Source organism: Lutibacter aestuarii (assembly GCF_042676885.1).
GTDB lineage: Bacteria > Bacteroidota > Bacteroidia > Flavobacteriales > Flavobacteriaceae > Lutibacter > Lutibacter aestuarii.
The window spans coordinates 24099-46283 of the sequence record NZ_JBHTIC010000020.1; the positions used below are offsets into that span (position 1 = coordinate 24099).

At 29.6% G+C, this 22185-nt stretch carries 19 protein-coding genes; 14 read left to right on the forward strand and 5 right to left on the reverse strand.

What is annotated here, in order from left to right; all coding sequences use genetic code 11:
• Positions 1-3: 3 nt before the first annotated feature.
• A complete protein-coding gene (rpmH, locus tag ACFQZW_RS12645) occupies positions 4-165 on the reverse strand; it encodes a 50S ribosomal protein L34 (protein ID WP_298264130.1) in 162 nt (53 codons plus the stop codon).
• 368 nt (positions 166-533) lie between these two features.
• Here rpmH and aqpZ point away from each other — a divergent pair, with 368 nt between their 5' ends.
• From aqpZ to ACFQZW_RS12670, 5 genes are all read left to right on the forward strand, one after another.
• Complete coding sequence (gene aqpZ, locus ACFQZW_RS12650; RefSeq protein WP_298264129.1) at positions 534-1229, forward strand: aquaporin Z; 696 nt, start codon at positions 534-536, stop codon at positions 1227-1229.
• Between the two features lie 135 nt (positions 1230-1364).
• The gene (locus ACFQZW_RS12655; protein WP_298264128.1) at positions 1365-2981 is read left to right on the forward strand and encodes a CTP synthase; all 1617 of its coding nucleotides are present in this window, start codon (positions 1365-1367) and stop codon (positions 2979-2981) included.
• Between the two features lie 106 nt (positions 2982-3087).
• On the forward strand, positions 3088-4992 hold the full coding sequence (gene yidC / locus ACFQZW_RS12660) for a membrane protein insertase YidC (RefSeq protein WP_386783450.1): 1905 nt from the start codon (positions 3088-3090) through the stop codon (positions 4990-4992).
• Positions 4993-5089: 97 nt separating this feature from the next.
• Positions 5090-5527: a hypothetical protein gene (locus tag ACFQZW_RS12665; RefSeq protein WP_386783452.1), complete on the forward strand. Its 438-nt coding sequence runs from the start codon at positions 5090-5092 to the stop codon at positions 5525-5527.
• Between the two features lie 100 nt (positions 5528-5627).
• Positions 5628-7061, forward strand: a complete 1434-nt coding sequence (locus tag ACFQZW_RS12670) for a bifunctional metallophosphatase/5'-nucleotidase (protein WP_386783454.1) — start codon at positions 5628-5630, stop codon at positions 7059-7061.
• 9 nt (positions 7062-7070) lie between these two features.
• On the opposite strand, the gene ACFQZW_RS12675 is transcribed toward ACFQZW_RS12670, so the two are convergent.
• Positions 7071-8024, reverse strand: a complete 954-nt coding sequence (locus tag ACFQZW_RS12675) for a phosphoribosylaminoimidazolesuccinocarboxamide synthase (protein ID WP_386783456.1) — start codon at positions 8022-8024, stop codon at positions 7071-7073.
• Complete coding sequence (locus tag ACFQZW_RS12680; protein ID WP_298264121.1) at positions 8017-8970, reverse strand: PhoH family protein; 954 nt, start codon at positions 8968-8970, stop codon at positions 8017-8019. Before ACFQZW_RS12680 ends, ACFQZW_RS12675 begins: the two co-directional genes overlap by 8 nt.
• Before the next feature lie 182 nt (positions 8971-9152).
• Between ACFQZW_RS12680 and ACFQZW_RS12685 the strand changes: the two genes are divergently transcribed.
• The 6 genes from ACFQZW_RS12685 to ACFQZW_RS12710 all read left to right on the forward strand — a co-directional run bounded on the left by ACFQZW_RS12685 (position 9153) and on the right by ACFQZW_RS12710 (position 14101).
• The gene (locus tag ACFQZW_RS12685; protein WP_298288029.1) at positions 9153-9983 is read left to right on the forward strand and encodes an SAM hydrolase/SAM-dependent halogenase family protein; all 831 of its coding nucleotides are present in this window, start codon (positions 9153-9155) and stop codon (positions 9981-9983) included.
• A gap of 6 nt (positions 9984-9989) precedes the next feature.
• The gene (locus ACFQZW_RS12690; RefSeq protein ID WP_298264118.1) at positions 9990-10286 is read left to right on the forward strand and encodes a putative quinol monooxygenase; all 297 of its coding nucleotides are present in this window, start codon (positions 9990-9992) and stop codon (positions 10284-10286) included.
• A gap of 19 nt (positions 10287-10305) precedes the next feature.
• Positions 10306-11034 carry a gliding motility-associated ABC transporter permease subunit GldF gene (gene gldF, locus ACFQZW_RS12695; protein WP_386783460.1) on the forward strand — a complete coding sequence of 243 codons (729 nt, stop codon included), beginning with the start codon at positions 10306-10308 and terminating at the stop codon, positions 11032-11034.
• The gene (gene gldG / locus ACFQZW_RS12700) at positions 11024-12664 is read left to right on the forward strand and encodes a gliding motility-associated ABC transporter substrate-binding protein GldG (RefSeq protein WP_386783462.1); all 1641 of its coding nucleotides are present in this window, start codon (positions 11024-11026) and stop codon (positions 12662-12664) included. Before gldF ends, gldG begins: the two co-directional genes overlap by 11 nt.
• Before the next feature lie 100 nt (positions 12665-12764).
• Positions 12765-13607, forward strand: coding sequence for a DUF2911 domain-containing protein (locus ACFQZW_RS12705; RefSeq protein ID WP_298288041.1), 843 nt, complete (start codon positions 12765-12767; stop codon positions 13605-13607).
• Positions 13607-14101: a DUF2911 domain-containing protein gene (locus ACFQZW_RS12710; RefSeq protein ID WP_298288043.1), complete on the forward strand. Its 495-nt coding sequence runs from the start codon at positions 13607-13609 to the stop codon at positions 14099-14101. Before ACFQZW_RS12705 ends, ACFQZW_RS12710 begins: the two co-directional genes overlap by 1 nt.
• A 57-nt stretch (positions 14102-14158) precedes the next feature.
• Here ACFQZW_RS12710 and ACFQZW_RS12715 read toward each other — a convergent pair whose 3' ends face one another.
• Positions 14159-15829 carry a sodium:solute symporter gene (locus ACFQZW_RS12715; protein ID WP_298264109.1) on the reverse strand — a complete coding sequence of 557 codons (1671 nt, stop codon included), beginning with the start codon at positions 15827-15829 and terminating at the stop codon, positions 14159-14161.
• A gap of 110 nt (positions 15830-15939) precedes the next feature.
• Positions 15940-18453: a PIG-L family deacetylase gene (locus ACFQZW_RS12720; protein WP_386783466.1), complete on the reverse strand. Its 2514-nt coding sequence runs from the start codon at positions 18451-18453 to the stop codon at positions 15940-15942.
• 234 nt (positions 18454-18687) lie between these two features.
• Between ACFQZW_RS12720 and dnaN the strand changes: the two genes are divergently transcribed.
• From dnaN to ggt, 3 genes are all read left to right on the forward strand, one after another.
• Positions 18688-19806, forward strand: a complete 1119-nt coding sequence (dnaN, locus tag ACFQZW_RS12725) for a DNA polymerase III subunit beta (RefSeq protein ID WP_298264106.1) — start codon at positions 18688-18690, stop codon at positions 19804-19806.
• Positions 19807-19880: 74 nt separating this feature from the next.
• Positions 19881-20474: an acyl carrier protein phosphodiesterase gene (locus ACFQZW_RS12730; protein ID WP_298264105.1), complete on the forward strand. Its 594-nt coding sequence runs from the start codon at positions 19881-19883 to the stop codon at positions 20472-20474.
• Positions 20471-22174 carry a gamma-glutamyltransferase gene (gene ggt, locus ACFQZW_RS12735; protein WP_372801854.1) on the forward strand — a complete coding sequence of 568 codons (1704 nt, stop codon included), beginning with the start codon at positions 20471-20473 and terminating at the stop codon, positions 22172-22174. Before ACFQZW_RS12730 ends, ggt begins: the two co-directional genes overlap by 4 nt.
• The last annotated feature ends 11 nt before the right edge of the window (positions 22175-22185 follow it).

Below are 22185 nucleotides of genomic sequence, written 5' to 3' on the forward strand. Positions count from 1 at the left end.
TCATTATTTCTTTGGTCTCGGATCAGAAGAAACACTTAATCTTTTTCTACCTTTAGCTCTTCTTCTAGCTAACACTTTTCTACCTGTTGCACTAGCCATACGCTCTCTAAATCCGTGTTTATTTCTTCTCTTTCTTTTTGACGGCTGATAAGTTCTTTTACTCATTACAAATATCTTTAAAAATCGTGTTTCTTTTGTTGTTAATTGCCTTGCGAAATTCGCTCGCTAAAAGCGTGGGCAAATATACAATTAGTTTTGTTTCTAACAAATAGAATTTTAAAAAAATTAATTTTAATCGAAAATCTAAAAAAATTGAAATTCTTAGAACCTAGTTTACTTTTAAAAACTCCACAAAATTAGTATAAAAAATAATTTTAAAACCTCTTTTTTAAATAAAATCATCAAAATAAATCATTCAAAAAATAGCTAATTACTAAAATTAAACAAATTCATTTAATAATTAGCTTTATAATTATTTTAAATAAAAAATTTTATATTTGATACACTAGCCCTTTAACTTTAAACTTTATTATATGAAAAAATTAGTAGCAGAATTTATTGGAACCGCTTGGTTAGTATTGGGCGGATGTGGTAGCGCTGTATTTGCAGCTGCCTTTCCTGATTTAGGAATTGGTTTTATGGGAGTGGCTCTAGCTTTTGGTTTAACGGTTGTTACCATGGCATACGCTATCGGCCATATTTCTGGTTGTCATTTAAACCCTGCTGTTTCAGTTGGCTTATGGGTTGGTGGTCGTTTTAATAAAAAAGAAGTATTACCCTACATTATTGCTCAAGTATTGGGAGGAATTTTAGGTGCAGCCATTATTTATTTAATTTTATCTGGAAAAGAAGGCTTTGATATTGGAGGGTTTGCAGCAAATGGTTATGGAGAGCATTCTCCTGGAGGTTATGACTTTAAAGCTGCTCTTGTAACAGAAATTGTAATGACATTTATGTTTTTAATCATTATTTTGGGAACTACACACTCTAAAGCACCAAAATATTTAGCAGGTTTGGCTATTGGTTTAGGATTAACACTTATTCATTTAATTAGTATTCCTATCACTAATACCTCTGTAAATCCAGCGCGAAGCACAAGTCAAGCTCTTTTTGTAGGAGATTGGGCTTTAAGCCAATTATGGCTGTTTTGGGTAGCACCTATTATAGGAGCCATTTTAGCCGGATTGGTTTATAAATTTATTTCTCCAGAGACTCCAACTAAAAAATAACACTACTCATTTAGCCGAGTTACTAAAAACTAATTGGTACTTATTCTAACAAAACCCTTTAAAAATTATATTTTTAAAGGGTTTTGTTTTTGTAAACTAAAATAGCTTTAGTACTTTTGCCCAAACCTAATAACAATGAAAAAAACTAAATATGTTTTTGTAACAGGAGGCGTTACTTCATCGCTTGGAAAAGGGATAATTGCAGCTTCTTTAGCAAAACTTTTACAGGAAAGAGGCTACTCTGTTACCATCCAAAAACTAGATCCATACATTAATATTGACCCAGGAACTTTAAACCCATATGAACATGGTGAATGCTATGTAACCGATGATGGAGCTGAAACAGATTTAGACTTGGGACATTATGAACGTTATTTAAACATCCCTACTTCTCAAGCCAATAATGTTACTACTGGAAGAATTTATCAGTCCGTTATTGAAAAAGAGCGTAAAGGCGAATTTTTAGGAAAAACAGTACAAGTAATTCCTCATATTACTGATGAAATTAAAAACCGAATTCAAATTTTAGGAAATACTGGAGAATTTGACATTGTTATTACTGAAATAGGTGGAACCGTTGGTGATATTGAATCTTTACCTTATGTAGAATCTGTTCGTCAACTTCTTTGGGAATTAGGAAAAGAAAATGCAATTGTTATTCATTTAACTTTGGTTCCATACTTAGCAGCTGCCGGCGAATTAAAAACTAAGCCTACACAACATTCAGTAAAAATGTTAATGCAAAGTGGTGTAAGTCCAGACATTTTAGTTTGCAGAACTGAACATGAAATTGCCGAGCCTATAAAAAATAAATTAGCATTATTTTGTAATGTAAAAGAAGAAGATGTTATTGAATCTATTGATGCAGAAACCATTTATGATGTTCCTAATTTAATGTTTAAAGAAGGGTTGGATAGTGTAGTACTTAAAAAACTTCATTTAGCAAACGATAAGCTTCCCGACTTAAAAGCTTGGAACAACTTTTTAAATAAATTTAAAAACCCAAAAAACACTGTTCAAGTTGGTTTAATAGGTAAATATGTAGAGTTGCATGATGCCTACAAATCAATAACAGAAGCATTTATACATGCAGGAGCAGTTAATGAAGTTAATGTAAATATTAATTGGATTCATTCTGAAGAATTAACCGTTGAAAATGTTCCTAATAAATTAAAAAACTTAAACGGAATATTAGTTGCCCCAGGGTTTGGAGAACGTGGAATTGAAGGTAAAATTGAAGCTGTTAAATATGCTCGAGAACACTACATTCCTTTTTTAGGAATTTGCTTAGGAATGCAAATGGCAGTTATTGAGTTTTCAAGAAATGTATTAGGTTTTGAAAATGCTAATTCTACTGAAATGAGCAACGAAACCAAGTATCCTGTAATCGATTTAATGGAAGAACAAAAAAGTATTACAGATTATGGTGGTACTATGCGATTAGGAGCTTGGGATTGTAAATTAAAAGAAGATAGCAAGGTTTATAACATTTATAAAAACTCATTAATAAGTGAACGTCATAGACATAGATATGAGTTTAATAATGATTATCTAGAACAAATTGAAAAAGCAGGTATGATTGCTACCGGTAAAAACCCTAAAACAAACTTGGTTGAAGTTGTTGAAATTCCAACACATCCTTGGTTTATAGGCGTGCAATACCATCCAGAATATAAAAGTACTGTGTTAAATCCACACCCATTATTTGTAGATTTTGTAAAAGCAACTTTGGAACACTCTTTGAACTCTTAGAGAATCATTAATAAATAACATATAATAACGTTACTTTTAGTACATTTGTTGGGCTTTTTGATTTGTTTTCAATTAGCGTATGACAAAATGACATTTTAAAACTCTCATGGAAGAAAAAAAATTTGATATCAATTCACTTATAGGATTTGTTTTATTAGGAGCAATTATGATATGGTGGATGTACAGCAATCAACCTACAGCTGAAGAATTAGAAGCGGAACAAAAAGCAAAAACAGAACAAGTCCAAGAAGAAGCTTCACAACAAAACGAAGCAACTCTAAACAATGTTAATGAAATTACAGTTCAAGCTACCGACTCACTATCACTAGTTAAAGCTCAAAGTCAATTAGGTGCTTTTGCTTATTCAGCAGCACTTCCATCGGCTAAAGATGGAGAAACTGTTATTGAAAATGAACTGCTTAAATTAGTTATCGCTAACAAAGGAGGTCAGATTAAAGAAGCTTTGATAAAGAAGTATGTTACTTACGATTCTTTACCATTATATATGATTAAAGATAAAAACGCTTCTTTTAATATAAATTTTGGTACTGCAGACAACAGAACACTTAATACACAAGATTTATTTTTTGAACCAACAATTAGTAAAAATGGTGAAGCAGATGTACTTTCAATGAAGTTGAAAGTTGCTGAAGATAAATACTTAGAGTATCGTTATGAAATGAAGCCAGGTGAATATATGGTTGATTTTACCATACGCTCACAAGGATTAAGCAATGCCATAAACAACTCTCAAGAAATTGTTTTAGATTGGAATTTACAAGGTTACCGCCATGAAAAGAGTATTCGTTATGAAAATCAACAAACTGAGATGTATTATGAGAAAGAAGATGAAGATATCGATTACTTATCTATAGGAGGTGAAGATGATGCAGAAGAAAACAATGTAAATTGGGTAGCCTTTAAACAACATTTTTTCTCAACAATATTAATTTCTGATCAAGCTTTTGAAAAAGCAAATTTAGCATCAAAAACATTGACAAAAGACGAGGAAATAGATACCACATTTACCAAAGCATTTTATTTAAAAGCCCCTTTAACATTGCAAGGAGGTGAACTAAACTACAACATGAATTGGTATGTTGGTCCTAATGATTATCAAATTTTAAAAAAATACGATAGAAACATTAAAGAAGTTGTAAATCTAGGTTGGGGTATTTTTGGTTATATCAATCGTTTAATTTTTATACCAGTATTTAACTTTTTACAAGGTTTTATAGGAAACTATGGGTTAATTATTATTTTACTAACAATTGTAGTTAGAATTTTAATGTCTCCTTTGGTATATAAATCATACTTGTCTAGTGCAAAAATGAAAGTACTAAAACCAGAAATGGAAGAAATTAATAAGCGTTTACCTGGAAAAGAAAACGCTATGAAACGTCAACAAGAAACTATGGCGGTTCAAAGTAAAGCAGGTGTTAGTCCTTTAGCGGGTTGTATTCCTGCCTTATTACAAATGCCAGTTTTCTTTGCGTTATTTAGGTTTTTCCCATCAAATATAGATTTACGTCAAAAAGGATTTTTATGGGCCGATGATTTATCTGCTTATGATTCTATTTATAAATTACCATTTCATATTCCAATGTATGGTTCACACATTAGTTTATTTCCAATTTTAGCTTCCGTTGCTATATTCTTTTATATGAGAATGAGTCAAAGTCAACAAATGAATATGCAACAACCTACACAAGAAGGAATGCCTGATATGCAGAAAATGATGAAAATGATGATGTATTTTTCACCTATTATGATGTTGGTATTCTTTAATATGTATGCCAGTAGTTTAAGTTTATATTATTTTGTTTCTAACTTATTAACTATTGCAATTATGTTAGTAATTAAACATTACATAATTGATGAAGAAAAAATTCATGCTCAAATTCAGGAAAACAAAAAGAAACCTAAAAAAGAAGGCAAGTTTAGAAAAAGACTGAATGAAGCTATGAAACAAGCCCAAGAACAACAAGCACAACAAAGAAAGAAAAAATAAAATTTTAACATTTTTTAACATTTCACAAAGCCTTAATTTTTAAAAATTAAGGCTTTTTTTTGTATCATTGTTGTAGTAAGCCCAACTAAAAATTTTAATGTTAAAAAGCCACTACAAAGTATTACCTACTTACCATTTAATTATAGAACATCATACTGGTGTTTTGGATATGGAATCCTATAAAAAATTTAAAGCACTATTGCTAAATGATACATTATACTCTCCTAATTATAATTATATCATAAATTTTAAAAATGTTGAGTTTAAAATTAAACCTGAAGAAATTAAAGAATATGCGAGCTCATTAAAACAAAATCCTAAGGTTTTTGGTAACAAAAATCTAGCCATTATCACAAAAACACCTGATCAAACTGTACCTGTAACTATCTATAAAATGAAACAACAAGGAATCAATCAATCTGTTGAAGTTTTTTCAACTTATGAAGTTGCTTTACAATGGCTTAATAGTAGTTTGACAGCTAAAGAATTAGACTCTTTATTCTTAAAATTAAAAAATCAACCATCCCTTATATAATTTTTTTCAAATAAAATTACTTATAGATTGGTTATAAAACCTTAATTTTATTTTAAGTTGAAATTAGCGATAGATTATAAATCTATAAATGAACTTTACGATGAGAAATTTATATAAATATATTTTAACAACAATTGTTTTTTTAATTCTAATTTCCTGTTCTAAAGATGATACTTCCACCAATTCAATTCCTCAAAATGAACTAAAAGAATTAACTATTTTCCACATTAATGACCCACACGGTCAAATAGCTAATTTTTCTAAAATTAAACATATTGTTGACCAAGAAAAAGAAAAAACCAATGTAATACTAGTTTGCAGTGGCGATATATTTTCTGGAAACCCTGTAGTAGACAATCACATTGAAAAAGGATTTCCAATGATAGATTTAATGAATAAAGTTGGATTCAACATCTCTGTAATTGGTAATCATGAATTTGATTATGGTGAAGATATTTTAAAAGATAGGTTAAATCAATCTCAATTTAATTGGGTTTGTGCCAATGTAGCTATGAATAACACAAACATACCTGAACCTGATGAGTTTAAAACTATTACAATTAATAATCTTAAAATTACTTTTTTAGGACTTGTAGAAACCAATGGAAAAGAAAATGATGTTATTCCCTCTACACATCCATGGAGAGTTAAAAATTTAACTTTTGAAAAATATCAAAATGTTATTAATAACTTTGCCCAAGTAAAACAAAGTGAAAATTCAGATCTATATATAGCACTTACGCATTTAGGAGAATCTTCAGATATAAATATCGCTAATAATTATCCTTATTTTGACTTAATTATAGGAGGACACTCTCATTCAAAAGTGAATACTTCTATAAATAACATCCCTATTTTTCAAGCAGGCTCATACTTAAATTATTTAGGAAAAATAAGCTTAAAAGTGAAAAATAAAAAAGTTGAAAGTTTAGATTATACACTTATAAATTTAAACACTTATCAAAACAAAGACAACTCAATTCAAACTTTAATAGAAACATATAATGATACGGCAAATTTAGATGATGTTATAGGTTTTTCAGAAGTATATCATAATAGAGCTAGTGTGGGAAGTTTTTATACTGATGCTTTAAGAAATGAAATGAACGTAGATATTACATTTCAAAATACTGGAGGTATTAGAAACGATTTAGATGAAGGAAATATATTAAAGCGTGAAATCTACAGCATTGATCCATTTAATAATGGAAGCGTAACTTACACGATGAGTGTTGCTGAAATTAAAAATTTTTTAAAAGGTAGTAAAGCATCTATCTATTATTCAGGTGTTTCTTCAATAACACAAGAAAATAATACCATAATTATTAAGGATCAGAACAATCAAACCATAGATGATAACACCATACTAACTATTGGTGTAAACGACTATATACCAGCTGTATACGATACTTATTTCACTCAAACACCCACTTTATTACCCTATACTACTGCTGAAACTTTAATAAACTATCTAGAGCATCACAATACTCCTATCAACTATACAAGTATAAATAGTTATTTTAAATATCAATAATTATAATAGTTACTGTTTATCTAAAAAGTTAAGAACATTAGCCTCAATACGTTCAATTATACTACTTACATCAGATTTAATAAAGGTTTCTCCCGTGATATTTTCGTACAATTCGATATAACGCTCTGAAATTTCATTAATTTTTTCATCACTCATTTCAGGAACTGTTTGCCCTTCTAATCCTTGAAAATCATTAGCTATTAACCACTGACGAACAAATTCTTTTGATAATTGTTTTTGAGCTTCACCTTTAGCCTGTCTTTCTTTATAACCTTCTGCATAAAAATAACGTGAAGAATCAGGTGTGTGAATTTCGTCAATTAACAAAATTTTTCCATCTTTAGTCTTTCCAAATTCATATTTAGTATCTACCAAAATTAAACCACGTTTAGCTGCAATTTCGGTTCCTCTTTTAAATAAAGCTCTTGTATATTTTTCTAAAACTTCATAATCATCTTTAGAAACAATCCCTTTTGCTATGATTTCATCTTTAGAAATATCTTCGTCATGTTCCCCATCTTCAGCTTTAGTAGCTGGTGTTATAATTGGGGTTGGAAACTGGTCATTTTCTTTCATACCTTCTGGCATAGAAACACCACATAACATTCTTTTTCCTGCTTTATATTCACGTGCAGCATGACCTGATAAATAACCACGAATCACCATTTCTACTTTAAAAGGTTCACATAAAAGTCCTACAGCCACGTTTGGATCTGGAATATCTAAAATCCAATTAGGAACTATATCTTCCGTAGCTTGCATCATTTTGGAAGCTATTTGATTTAAAATTTGACCTTTAAATGGTATTTGTTTTGGCATAACCACATCGAAAGCAGATAACCTATCAGAAGCTATCATTACCAATAATTCATCATTAATATTATACACTTCCCTAACTTTTCCTTTGTAATATGATTTTTGCTTTGGGAAATTAAATGCTGTGTTGTTTATTGTATTACTCATTTCCTACTTCAATACTTTTATATGCTGAAATTATTTCTTTTACTAATCTATGTCTAATTACATCTTTATCATCTAAATATACAAAGGCAATACCTTTTACCTCTTTTAAGGTTAAAATGGCTTCTTTTATCCCCGACACTTGTCGTTTAGGTAAATCTATTTGGCCTGGATCACCTGTAATAATAAATTTAGCATTTTTACCCATACGTGTTAAAAACATTTTCATTTGGTTATGGGTGGTATTTTGCGCTTCATCTAAAATTACAAATGCATTATCTAAAGTTCTTCCACGCATAAATGCCAAAGGAGCTATTTGTATGATTCCTTTTTCAATATATGAATCTAAACGTTCAAAAGGAATCATATCTCTTAAAGCATCATATAATGGTTGCATATATGGATCTAATTTTTCTTTTAAATCGCCTGGTAAAAATCCTAAATTTTCTCCAGATTCTACAGCTGGTCTCGTCAATATAATTCTTCTAACTTCTTTTTCTTTTAAAGCCTTAACAGCTAAAGCTACTGCTGTATATGTTTTTCCTGTACCAGCTGGACCAATGGCAAAAAGCATGTCGTTTTTCTCCATTTTTTCAACCATTTTTCGCTGGTTCACTGTTTGTGCTTTTATTAGCCTTCCACTAACTCCATGAACTAAAACTCCATCGGCTTTTGCTGAACTTTTTTGTTCTTTTCCGTTAGATGTTAATATTCGTTCAATACTATTTTCATCTAATTTATTATAACGATTAAAATAATTGATTAACATTGTTAATCTTTTCTCAAAGTCGTCTAAAATATCTGGTTCTCCATAGGCTTTTAAATATGTACCACGAGCAACAATTTTAAGTTTCGGATAATATTTACGTAAAATTTCTACATTAGAATTCTGAGTCCCAAATAGATCGTTAGGGTTTATCTCTGTCAATTCAATTATACGTTCGTTCAAATGGCTAAAATGTTAAGTTTAATTAAAAATTTGTATGCAAATTAAAAGAATATTTGATTAAGTTTGCATAACAAATGTAAGGAATATAGAATAACAAATTTTAACTCTTTGTAAATAAGTTTTAAACATGTTATTAAGGATTTACAAAAGTTACACACCTAAAAAATTCGTGAAAATCTTATATGTCAATAATTACTTTAACTACTGATTTTGGAACTAAAGACCACTTTGTTGGAGCGGTGAAAGGAACTATTTATAGTGAGTTACCAAATGCAAGGATTGTTGATATTTCGCACCATATTTCTCCTTTTAATATTACCGAAACTGCTTATATTTTAAAAAATGCTTATAAGAGTTTTCCTGAAGGCAGCATTCATATTATTGGTGTAGATTCTGAATTAAATGAAGAGAACAAACATATTGCACTAATTTTAGACAATCATTATTTTATTTGTCCAGATAATGGGGTAATATCACTGTTAGCTTCTGAAATTAAGCCCGAAAAAATTGTTGAAATAAATATTCATGATAGAATTGAAACAAGTTTTCCTGTTTTAGATGTTTTTGTTAAAGTGGCCTGCCATATTGCTCGAGGAGGAACGTTAGAGGTTATTGGTAAAACAATCCTAAATTTTAAACAATTGGTAGAATTACAACCAAGTGTATCATCAGATAGTAGTACTATTTCTGGAAATATCATTTATGTAGATAATTATGGAAATTCAATTAGTAATATTTCAAAAAAACTATTTCAAGAAATTGGAAAAGGACGTGATTTTGAAGTAATTGCTAATAAATATTCCTTTAAAAAAATTAATACTAAATATTCTGATATTATAGATTTTTCGGTTTCCAAAGAACAACGTCAAAAAGACGGCACAAGATTGGCCATTTTTAATACTGCAAATTATTTAGAAATTGCTATGTTTAGAAGTAATTTAAATACTGTAGGAGGTGCATCATCTCTTTTAGGTTTAAATTATAGAGACGTAATTACTGTAAAATTTAGTTGATAAATTATGTTAATACGAATTGTTAAAATGACTTTTAAAACTTCTGAAATTGATACATTTCTTGAAAATTTTAATGCAAATAAAGAAAAAATAAGAAATTTTAAGGGTTGTAACAGATTAGAATTATTGAGAGACAAAAATAACCCAACCATATTTTTCACTTATAGCTATTGGGAAACAGAAACACATTTAGAAACGTATAGAAACTCTGAACTATTTAAAACCGTTTGGTCAAAAACAAAAATATTGTTCAACAACAAACCTGAAGCTTGGAGCGTTGATAGTATTGAATGTTTAACTTAATTAAAAAAGTCGTTTATTTATGAGAACCATCATAAAAAAAGAACTTATTTCATTTTTTTCATCTCCAATTGGTTACTTAGTAATTGGAATTTATTTACTTATAAATGGATTGTTTTTATGGTTTTTTGATGGTGATTTTAACATTTTACAAGCGGGTTTTGCAGATTTAAATGCCTACTTTTTTTTAGCTCCTTGGATTTTCATTTTTCTAATTCCAGCAATTACTATGCGTAGTTTTTCTGATGAAATCAACAGCGGTACAATTGAAATTTTAAAAACCAAACCCTTAACAAACTGGCAAATTCTTTTCGGTAAATACTTTGGTTCATTAATTTTAGTATTTTTAGCAATTTTACCAACTATAATTTATGTGTATAGCATTTATAACTTAGGCGAACCGATTGGAAACATTGAGTTTGGAGCAACTATTGGATCATTTTTAGGATTACTCTTTTTAGCAAGTGCCTACACTGCTATTGGTGTTTTTTCTTCTGCAATTTCAAAAAATCAAATCGTTTCATTTATCATTGCAGTAAGTATTTCTTTTCTTTTTTATTATGGTTTTGAAGCATTTGCTAATTATAACTTATTAGGAAACTTAGACTATACACTTCAACAATTTGGTATGAACGAGCATTTTAAAAGCATCAGTAAAGGAGTGATTGACACTAGAAATTTAATCTATTTTGCAAGCATCACTTTTCTGTTTTTAGTGATTACTAATTTTAAGATTCAGCATGAAAAATAACTACTCTAAAATAAGTTATTTAGTTGTTGGGTTATTATTAATCAACTTTCTAAGTTCAAAAGTTTATCAACGCTTTGATTTAACTGAAGATGGCAGATATACCATTTCAGAAACTTCAAAAAAAATTATCGAAAATATACACGAGGTAGTTAGTATAAAAGTTTATTTAGAAGGTGATTTTCCAGCTGAATTTAAACGCCTTCAAACTGAAACTAGATTGCATTTAGAAGAATTAAAAGCACTCAACAAAAAAATACAATTTCGTTTTATAAATCCTTCTGAAATTGGTCAAGAGCTTATTGATAAAGGAATGCAACCAAGTAGTTTACAAGTACAAGAAAATGGTAAACTTTCTGAAATTGTATTGTTCCCTTTTGCTGAAGTTAGCTATAAAAACAAAACCGAACAAGTTTCTTTGCTTAAAGATATTTTTTCAAATACCCAAAATGAACAATTAGAAAGTTCCATCCAAAACTTAGAGTTTGCTTTTACAAATGCTATTCATAAAGTAACCACAAAAAAATCTAAAAAAATAGCTGTATTAAAGGGCAATGGAGAACTTGATGATATTTACATTGCCGACTTTTTAAAAAAAATTGGAGAATATTATTATTTAGCACCTTTTACATTAGATTCAGTAGCTACTCAACCTCAAAAAACAGTACATCAACTTGCTAATTATGATTTAGCAATTATTGTCAAACCGACTGAAAAATTTACAGAACAAGAAAAATATACGCTAGACCAATTTATAATGAATGGTGGTAAAACACTCTGGATGATTGATAATGTTCAAGCTGAATTAGACAGTCTTATGCAAACTGGTGAAACTTTAGCTTACCCAAGAGATTTAGGGTTAACCGATTTCTTTTTTAATTATGGCATTAGAATAAATCCTACTATTATTACCGATTTATATAGCTCGCAAATTACACTGGCTACAGGAAAAATTGGAAATAAAACTCAATTCAATTCATTTCCCTGGAAATATTACCCATTAGTAATTTCAACAAACAATCACCCTATTAATATCAATATTGAGGCTGTAAATTTAAAATTCCCTAATGAAATAGACACCTTAAAAAATCATATAAAAAAAACCGTACTACTACAAAGTTCAGCACTTTCGGCAAAAGTTGGAACACCTTCAATAGTTTCATTAAAATCTATCACTCAAAAAGAAGATCCATCAAAATTTACTTATGGAAATAAAACTTTAGCAGTGCTTTTAGAAGGTGAATTTATTTCAGCCTATTACCAAAGAGTGAAACCATTTAATTTAAACAACTCAATAGAAAAAAGTAATTTAAACAAAATGGTTGTTATTTCTGATGGTGATATTATTGCTAATGATATTGCTAATGGCCAGCCCTTAGAATTAGGTGTTGACAAATGGACGAATCAACAGTACGGAAATAAAGATTTTTTATTAAATATCGTGAATTATTTATTAGATGATACCGGTTTATTAAATATCCGATCTAAAAAAATTACCATTGATTTTCTAAATAAACAAAAAGCTTACAAAGAAGCTAAAAAATGGCAGCTCATTAACATTTTATTTCCCTTATTTTTATTGAGTTTGGGTGGACTTATTTTCAACTATTTTAGAAAAAGGAAATACCAATAAATCAACCATTTAACTTCTTAAAAATTTGTTAAAATTCTATTAGGAAAAATTGTAGCATTATTTAATGTTATATTTGTTACTAAACTTAAATATTACTATTATGCTAAAAAAATTATCAATTTTACTGCTTTTTGTTGGAGTAATATCAACAACAAATGCCCAAATTAAAACACCTCAACCTAGTCCTGCTTCAACAATTGAACAAGTTGTTGGATTAACAAATGTTACCTTAGAATATTCTCGACCTGCAATGCGAGGTAGAACAATTTTTGGTGACCTTGTACCTTTTGGAAAAGTATGGAGAACAGGTGCCAATGCCAATACAAAAATTACTTTTAGTGATAATGTTACTATCGATGGTCAAGAATTGAAGAAAGGAACTTATGCAATTTACACCATTCCAAATCAAACTTCTTGGGAGGTAATTTTTTACAGCGATGCAAACAATTGGGGTACACCTCAAAAATGGGATGACACAAAGGTAGCTGCTAAAACTTCTGTTGAAGTATATGAAATGCCGGTGAAAATAGAATCTTTTACAATAACTTTTGACGATTTAACTTCTAGCTCAGCAGTTTTAGGAATACTATGGGAAAATGTATACGTTGGAGTAAAATTTGATGTTCCTACCGATGCCATTGCTTCAAAAAGTATTGAAAACGTTATGGCTGGTCCATCAGGAAACGATTATTTTCAGGCTGCCACTTATTATCATACAGAAGGTAAAGATTTAAAGCAAGCCTTAGCTTGGATGCAAAAAGCTACTCAAGGTGAAAACCCTCCTTTTTGGTATTTACGAAGAATGAGTCTAATTCAAGCTGATTTAGGAGATGTTAAAGGAGCTATAGAAACTGCAAAAAAATCTTTAGCTGGAGCTCAAAAAGCCAATAATGCTGATTATGTAAAAATGAATAAAGAATCAATTGCTAAATGGATGAAATAATGATGAATAAATTAAAAATCACAATTTTATTTGCACTTATTACTACACTAACTTTTGCACAAAAAAGTCCAAGAAAACAAGCCAATGGAAACATTGGTGATGTAGTAATAGCAATAGATTATGGAGCACCAAGTGTTAGAGATAGAACTATTTGGGGGGAGCTTGTAAAATACGACAAAGTATGGAGAGCTGGAGCTAATGAAAACACCACCATTTCATTTGATAAAAATGTAAAAATTGGAGCTAAAACAATTCCTGCAGGAAAATATGGCTTTTTTATTATTCCAAAAAAGAATGAAGATTGGGTAATTATTTTAAACAAAAAAAATGATGCTTGGGGTGCCAATGGTTATAATAAAGAAAAAGACATACTTCGATTAAATATTTCTCCTAAATATGAAGATAACTCCACTGAAATATTGAATTATAGTATTGATAATAGAGGAATAGTTGTTTCTTGGGCTAAAGTTAAAATTGTAATTCCTATTGAATAGTTACATTCAATAATTATATTTTTTAAAAGACTGTTAAAATAAAATTAACAGTCTTTTTTATTTTTTAGAAACAAAGAACATTTGTAATACTATAGCTATTCCCATCACTAATGCACAACCAAATAAATTTAGCCACAAATAAGGCATCCAATCTAAATACCACCCAACAATTACTATAGCTTGTGTTATTACTGCTGCTAAAAATACAGCATTACTTTTAACAAATTTTATGAAAAATGCTATTAGAAAAATTCCTAACACATTTCCATAAAATATAGATCCAATAATATTTACTAATTGAATTAAATTATCAAATAAATTGGCAAAACAAGCTACTAAAATTGCAATTAGTCCCCATCCAAGTGTAAACCATTTAGAGGCTTTCACAAAATGCTGGTCTGTTTTGTCAACAGTTATATTTCTTTTATATAAATCCATTGCTGTAGTGCTTGCCAATGCATTTAGTTCTGAAGCAGTACTTGACATAGCTGCAGATAAAATCACAGCCAATAACAAACCTATTAAACCTCTTGGCAAATTATTTAGTATAAAATGAATAAACACATAGTCTTTATCATTGGTTTCAACTGAATCATCCGCCTTTTTTATAATTTCTTTTGCTTTTGTTCTATTTTCATTCTCTAAAACATTTAACTTTTGAATATCAGCTACTAATTCTTCATTATCAAGATTACTTCCATAATTTAAATTAGTCTTGGATTTTAGCTCTTCAATTTCTAAGTGTTTAATTTCTAACTGTTTGTACTCTTCTGCATAAACAGAGTTTTGAACCGCTTCGTTTGCAGCTGGATTAAAATTTAAAGGAGATGCATTAAACTGATAAAAAACAAAAACCATAACACCTACCAATAAAATAAAAAATTGCATAGGTACTTTTAATAAGCCATTGAAAACAAGCCCCATTTGCATTTCTTTTACAGATTTACCCGACAAATATCTTTGAACTTGACTTTGATCGGTTCCAAAATAAGACAATGCTAAAAACGTTCCTCCAATAATTCCACTCCAAAAAGTGTATCTATTTTCAAAATTAAATGAAAAATCTAACACATTCATTTTGCCACTTGCTCCTGCTATTTTTAATGCTTTAGAAAATGAAATATCTGCAGGTAAATAACTTACTATTAAATAAAATGCAACAAACATACCTCCAAAAATTACAGCCATTTGTTGTTTTTGCGTAACACTTACAGCTTTAGTTCCTCCTGTTACAGTATAAATTATTACCAAAACGCCAATAATAATATTTAAAGTAGTTAAATTCCACCCTAGAACAGCTGATAAAATAATTGCTGGTGCAAAAATTGTAATTCCAGCAGCCAAACCACGCTGAATTAAAAATAAAATGGCTGCCAAACTACGAGTTTTTAAATCGAACCTAGTTTCTAAATATTCATAAGCTGTAAATACTTTTAATTTATGATAAATTGGGATAAAGACTAAACAAATAATAACCATAGCAATGGGCAATCCAAAATAAAACTGAACAAATCCCATTCCACTATGAAAAGCTTGTCCTGGAGTTGACAAAAATGTGATAGCACTAGCTTGTGTAGCCATTACAGATAAACCTATGGTCCACCATTTAGCCTCACTTCCACCCTTTATATAATCGGTTACATTTTTACTTCCTTTGGTTTTATATGCCCCATAAGAAACAATAAATAAAAGCGTTCCAATAAGTATAATCCAATCTAATTGCTGCATAATTTATGTAAGTATTTTCATTAAAATATAAAACAGTACTATATAAACTACATTAGCAATTAAAACAACTGTATATTCTTTTTTCCAACTGTATTTTGGAGTTTCCATAATTAATTTTTCAAGGATTGTTCTATTTTGTTTTTACCTACTGAAAGCATATTAGCAAACAGTTTATATGCTCCAGAAACACCCGCTGGTAATTCTCTAAAAAAACTCAATCCTGTATAGATAAAATTACCTTCACCATATTTAGCTATGAGTAAACTTCCATTTTTAGGGGTTTCATTTGCATCATTCATACTTAAAATGGCTTCAAAATTTGAATCCCATTCGTTAGGAAAATACAATCCTCTCTCTTGAGTCCAGCCATCAAAATCACTTGAATAAATTTTGTTAGGATAGTTTAAGATCTCGTGATTTGGATTTAAAATGGTAACCTTCGCATTTTCATCGGTAACTCTATCTCTTGATAATTGAAGTGGATATGGTGCAACACTATCAACTTTTAACCTAAAATTAGTATTATATTGGGTTATAAGTGTCCCTCCATTTTTTACATAATTATATAATTTTTTTTGGTAAAATTTAGCTCTGTCATTTGTATTGTATGCTCGAATCCCTAACACAACTGCATCAAAATTTACTAATTTTTCAGATGTAATATCATCATCTTTTAATTCCACTACAGTATACCCTATTTGTCTTAAACTTGTTGGAATAACATCTCCAGCTCCTTGGATATATCCTATTAGTTGCCCTTTTTTTTGAATGTTTAGCCTTACAACTTTTGCTTCTGAAGGCATTGTAATAGACTGATATGGTATATGATTATATTCTATTTCTACCAATTGATTGGAAAATGATTGATTTCCTATTTCAATAAATGGTGAAATTAAACCTTCAGAATGATTTTTAGGTGGAGTAATTTCAAACTCAAAAGTTTTTTCTTCATTCTTTTGAAGAGCATTGAAATATTGAAATTCAGGAAAAACTTTCCAATTTTTAGGAATACTCAAAGAAAGTTTTCCATTCAAATGGGTGCCATTAGACTTTACTTTAACTTTTACTTTTTGAGATGTATCTTCAGCAAATATGAATACTTTTTCATTAAAAGAAGCTGAAATTTTTGGCAATACTTCAAAGGGTCTATATACTTCACCTTTTACAGGATCATTGTATTTATATATAATCGTTTTGTAAAAAGGGATAACCACCTCTTTAAAATCAACATTAAATTGTAGATTTAATGAATATGGAGTTTCAGGAAGTCCTATGTATTCTTTATTTGATACTTGATACATTCCTAAACTTCCATTTTTAAGAAGCCAATAAGGTGAAGTAAAGTTTTCTTTAGATGGAATAACAATTTCTGAATCTTTTTGATAGCTTTTATTGTTTTCTAAAACAACCGAATTTACAATTGGAGTTTGATTTGATGTTATAACCGATTTTAAACTTATTTCAAAATTGCTTCTATTAATAGCTTCAATACTTATTGGCACTTTACTCCCTCTGGCTGTGGTTGATTGTTTTGCTACCACTTCTAAATACAATCCTGCACAAGCTGCTATAATAGTTTTAATTTCTTTTGTTTTTATAGGTTTCCAATGCGTATCTTTTAAATTTTGAATCAATTTATAAGCTTCCAATAAATTAGGAATACTTTCAGCAGGATTATTAAAATTATATTCGTCCGCAACTTTTTGTAATAGGTTTCCAATAGCTTTTCCACCTTCAACTCTATTCCAAGAAGTATCTATTCCATCAAAAACATTGTTAGCTTTAGGAAATTCGCCTTTTAAAAATTCTAAATATTCTATTTGACTTCCACGAGTTCCAGTACTTCCAAAACCTTGTGATTGATGCTGACTTCTACTTAAAGATGCTATTTCACTGTTAGACAAACCCTTATTAACGTAATATGTACCAATATTTAACTTTAACAAGTTTGTTTTATCAGCTTTTTCAAAATTTTCTTGACTTCCATAAAACCACCAAGATGTGTTAAAAAATAGCCTTTGAGGTTTCCACAATTTATCATTTTTTAAATGTGTTTTGTAGCTTTTATCAGCTGCCAAATCAAAAGCTTCAACACTTAAAACTGCTGAGGAAGTATGATGTCCATGTGTAGTTCCCGGTGTTCTGTGATTGAATCTATTTACAATAACATCGGGTTTAAATTTTCGAATAATTGCTACAACATCATTTAACACTTCTTCTTTATTCCAAATTTGTAAAGTTTCATTTGGGTGTTTGGAATAACCAAAATCGTTGGCACGAGTAAAAAACTGTTCTCCTCCATCAATGCCTCTAGCGGCTAATAATTCTTGAGTTCTAATAACTCCTAACAATTCACGTAATTCTGGACCAATTAAATTTTGTCCTCCATCACCTCTTGTTAAACTTAAATAAGCTGTTCGAGCTTTTACATCATTAGCAAAATAAGAAATCAACCGTGTATTTTCATCATCAGGATGTGCTGCAACGTATAATACACTTCCCAAAAAATTTAATTTTTGAATACCTTCATAAATTTCTCCAGAAGTTAATTTTTTAGGAGTCTGTGCAAAAATAAAAGTTGAATAGAAAAAAGTTAGAAATAGAGAAAAAACTATTTTATTCATAAAAGTGTTTGATTATTTTAGTAGTGATAACAAATATAAAATTTAATTCAAAGTATCTCATTTTATTAGCAGTATATTAACATAATTATAACTATTTTTAAAAAACCATTTATAAAACACTATAAATGTTAAATTTAACTGTTAAAAATTGAATTTAAACTGTTAATAAATAACTTTTTTAAAACAACATTTTTAGAATATATTTGTGAATTATTCTATATAAACTAATTGTAAATGAAATTTATAGTATCAAGTAGCCAATTATTAAAACAGCTTCAAGTATTAGGAGGCGTTATAAACAGCAGCAATACCTTACCAATTTTAGATAATTTTTTGTTCGAATTAAATGAAAACGAATTAAAAATTTCTGCCTCGGATTTAGAAACAACTATGAGTACAACCATTGAAGTTGAATCTGACTCTGAAGGATCTGTAGCTATTTCTGCGCGTCTTTTACTAGATACCTTAAAAACATTTCCAAATCAGCCTTTAACTTTTAAAACAGAAGAAAACAACACTGTTGAAATTAGTTCAAGTTATGGAAAATATGACATGGCTTATTTTGATGGAAACGAATTTCCTAAAGCAGTTTCTATAGAATCTCCAAGTAGTACAATAGTTCCTGGTGAAGTTTTAGCTACTGCAATTTCAAAAACTATCTTTGCAGCTGGTAATGACGATTTAAGACCAGTTATGAGTGGGGTATTTTTTCAATTCAGTTCTGAAAGCTTAACTTTTGTTGCAACTGATGCTCATAAATTGGTAAAATATTCTAGAACTGATGTTACTTCTAATGATACAGCGGAATTTATTATGCCTAAAAAACCTTTAAATTTATTAAAGGGAATTTTAAGCGGAAATGAAAGCGATGTAACTATTGAATACAATGATGCTAATGCCAAATTTACATTTGATAATGTAGTGTTAGTTTGTAGGTTAATAGATGGAAAATATCCAAATTATGAAGCAGTAATTCCAAAAGAAAATCCAAACAAATTAACCGTAGATAGAGGAACTTTTTTAAACTCTGTAAAACGTGTTTCTATTTTTTCTAGCAAAACTACACACCAAATTCGTTTAAAAATGGCAGGAACAGAACTTAACATTTCTGCTGAAGATATCGATTATTCGAACAAAGCTGAAGAACGTTTGGTATGTGATTACCAAGGTGATGATATGCAAATAGGTTTTAATTCACGTTTTTTAACCGAAATGCTAAGCAATTTAAACTCTAACGAAGTTTTAATAGAAATGTCTTTACCAAACAGAGCAGGTATTTTAACTCCAATTGACGGTGTAGATGAAGGTGAGTTTGTTACTATGTTAGTAATGCCAGTTATGTTAAACAGCTAAAATCCAACTAAAATATACCAAGTGAAAATCCGCTAAAAGCGGATTTTTTTTGTATCATTGTTTAAAATTACTTTATGAACTTTTTAGCTCATCTCTACCTCTCAAAAAACAATACTAATATTTTAATCGGAAATTTTATAGCCGATGCTGTAAAAGGCAAAAAATATAAAATGTACCCTAAAGAAATTAAAGTAGGAATTCTACTACATAGAGAAATTGATAATTATACCGATACGCATAAAATTGTTAAAAGAAGTATGCATCGTTTAAATGAACGTTATAGACATTATGATGGAGTGATTATAGATATTTTGTATGATCATTTTTTAGCAAAAAACTGGAACAACTATTCAGAAATTCCTTTAGAACTATACGCAGAAAACATATATCAATTTTTAGAAAAAAACATAGAAACATTTCCTGAAAAAATTCAATACTTAGTTCCTTTTATGATAAACTATAATTGGTTGGTAAGCTATGCTTCAATTGAAGGTATTGAAAAAATTTTAAAAGGAATGAATAAACGTACCAAAGGTGTATCACAAATGGATTTAGCTATTGAAGATTTAAAAATTAATTATCAGGAGCTTGAAGAGGATTTTACAGCTTTTTTTGAAGATTTAATAGCCTTTACCAATCAAAAAACTACTTTTTTATTAACAAAATGAAAAACTATATTTTAATTTTACTCCTACCCTTTTTACTAATTCAATGTAAAAACAATTCAACAAATACAACTCAACAAAACAAAACTATAGGATTACTTGCAGATAGCGCTATGGTAGTTAGCGCTAGAGAAGAAGCTTCAAAAATTGGGGTTTCCATTTTAAAAAAAGGAGGCAATGCTTTTGATGCTATGGTAGCAACAGAACTAGCTTTAGCAGTGTCTTACCCAGTTGCAGGTAATATTGGAGGAGGTGGATTTATGGTTTACAGGCTTCATAATGGCGAAACTGGTGCTTTAGATTATAGAGAAAAAGCCCCTATTTTGGCGTCAAAAAATATGTATTTGGATGAAAATGGCAATGTTATAAAAAATAAAAGTACGCTTGGTGCTATGGCTGTTGGTATTCCTGGCACCATAGCGGGTATTTTTGAGGCTCATAAAAAATTTGGATCACTACCAATGGCTACACTTATTCAACCATCAATTGAGTTAGCTAAAAAAGGAGTTATAGTCACCAAAAAACAGGCAAAATCTTTAAACGCTAATCGCAACAAATTTCAAAAAGCTAACAATTTCAAAATACATTTAGACACTCTTTGGAAAGCTGGTGATACCTTAAAATTTATTGAATTAGCCAAAACTTTAGAAAGAATTAAAACTAAAGGGAAGGATGAATTTTACAAAGGAGAAACCGCACATTTAACAGTTAATTATCTTCAAGAAATGGGTGGAATTATTTCTTTACAAGATTTAGCTTCTTATGAAGCAAAATGGAGAACACCTATTACATTTAGCTATCGAACATTTGAAATTACATCTATGACTCTACCGTCAAGCGGCGGAATTTGTTTAGCTCAAATATTAAAAGCTATTGAACCTTATAACATAAAAGAATTTCAACACAATTCAACCAAATACATACAACTTTTAACAGAAGCTGAAAGAAGAGCTTATGCAGATAGAGCTCATTATTTGGGAGATCCAGACTTTATTTCTGTAAGTATAGATAGCTTAATTAATTCAAATTATATCCAGCACAGAATGAATAATTTTTCTTGGGAAAAAGCAAGCAAGTCTAGTGATATTTCCTATGGTAAATTAAATGGGTATGAAAGTGATGAAACAACACACTATTCTATTGTTGATAAATTTGGCAATGCTGTGGCAGTAACAACTACTTTAAATACAAGTTATGGCTCTAAGGTATATGTTAAAGGAGCCGGTTTCTTTTTAAATAATGAAATGGATGATTTTAGTGTTAAGCCAGGAGTTCCAAACTCTTATGGCTTGGTTGGCTCTGAAGCAAATTCAATAGCTCCAGAAAAAAGAATGTTAAGTTCCATGACTCCTACCATTGTAGCTGAAAACGGAAATCTAAAAATGGTGGTTGGCAGCCCAGGAGGATCAACTATCATTACCTCAGTTCTACAAAATATTTTAAATATCACCGATTTTAATATGGGAATGCAAGAATCTGTGAACAAAGCTCGTTTTCACCATCAATGGTTACCAGATAACATTAGGATGGAGCCAAATGGTTTTGAAAATTCAACAAAAAACGAATTAAAAAGTTTAGGATATCAACTTTTAGAGAGAGAATCGTTGGTAATTGGAAAAGTAGATGCTATTTTAGTACTTCCAAACGGAAAATTAGAAGGAGGTGCAGATCCGAGAGGAGATGATAGTGCAGCGGGGTATTAACTATTAAAATT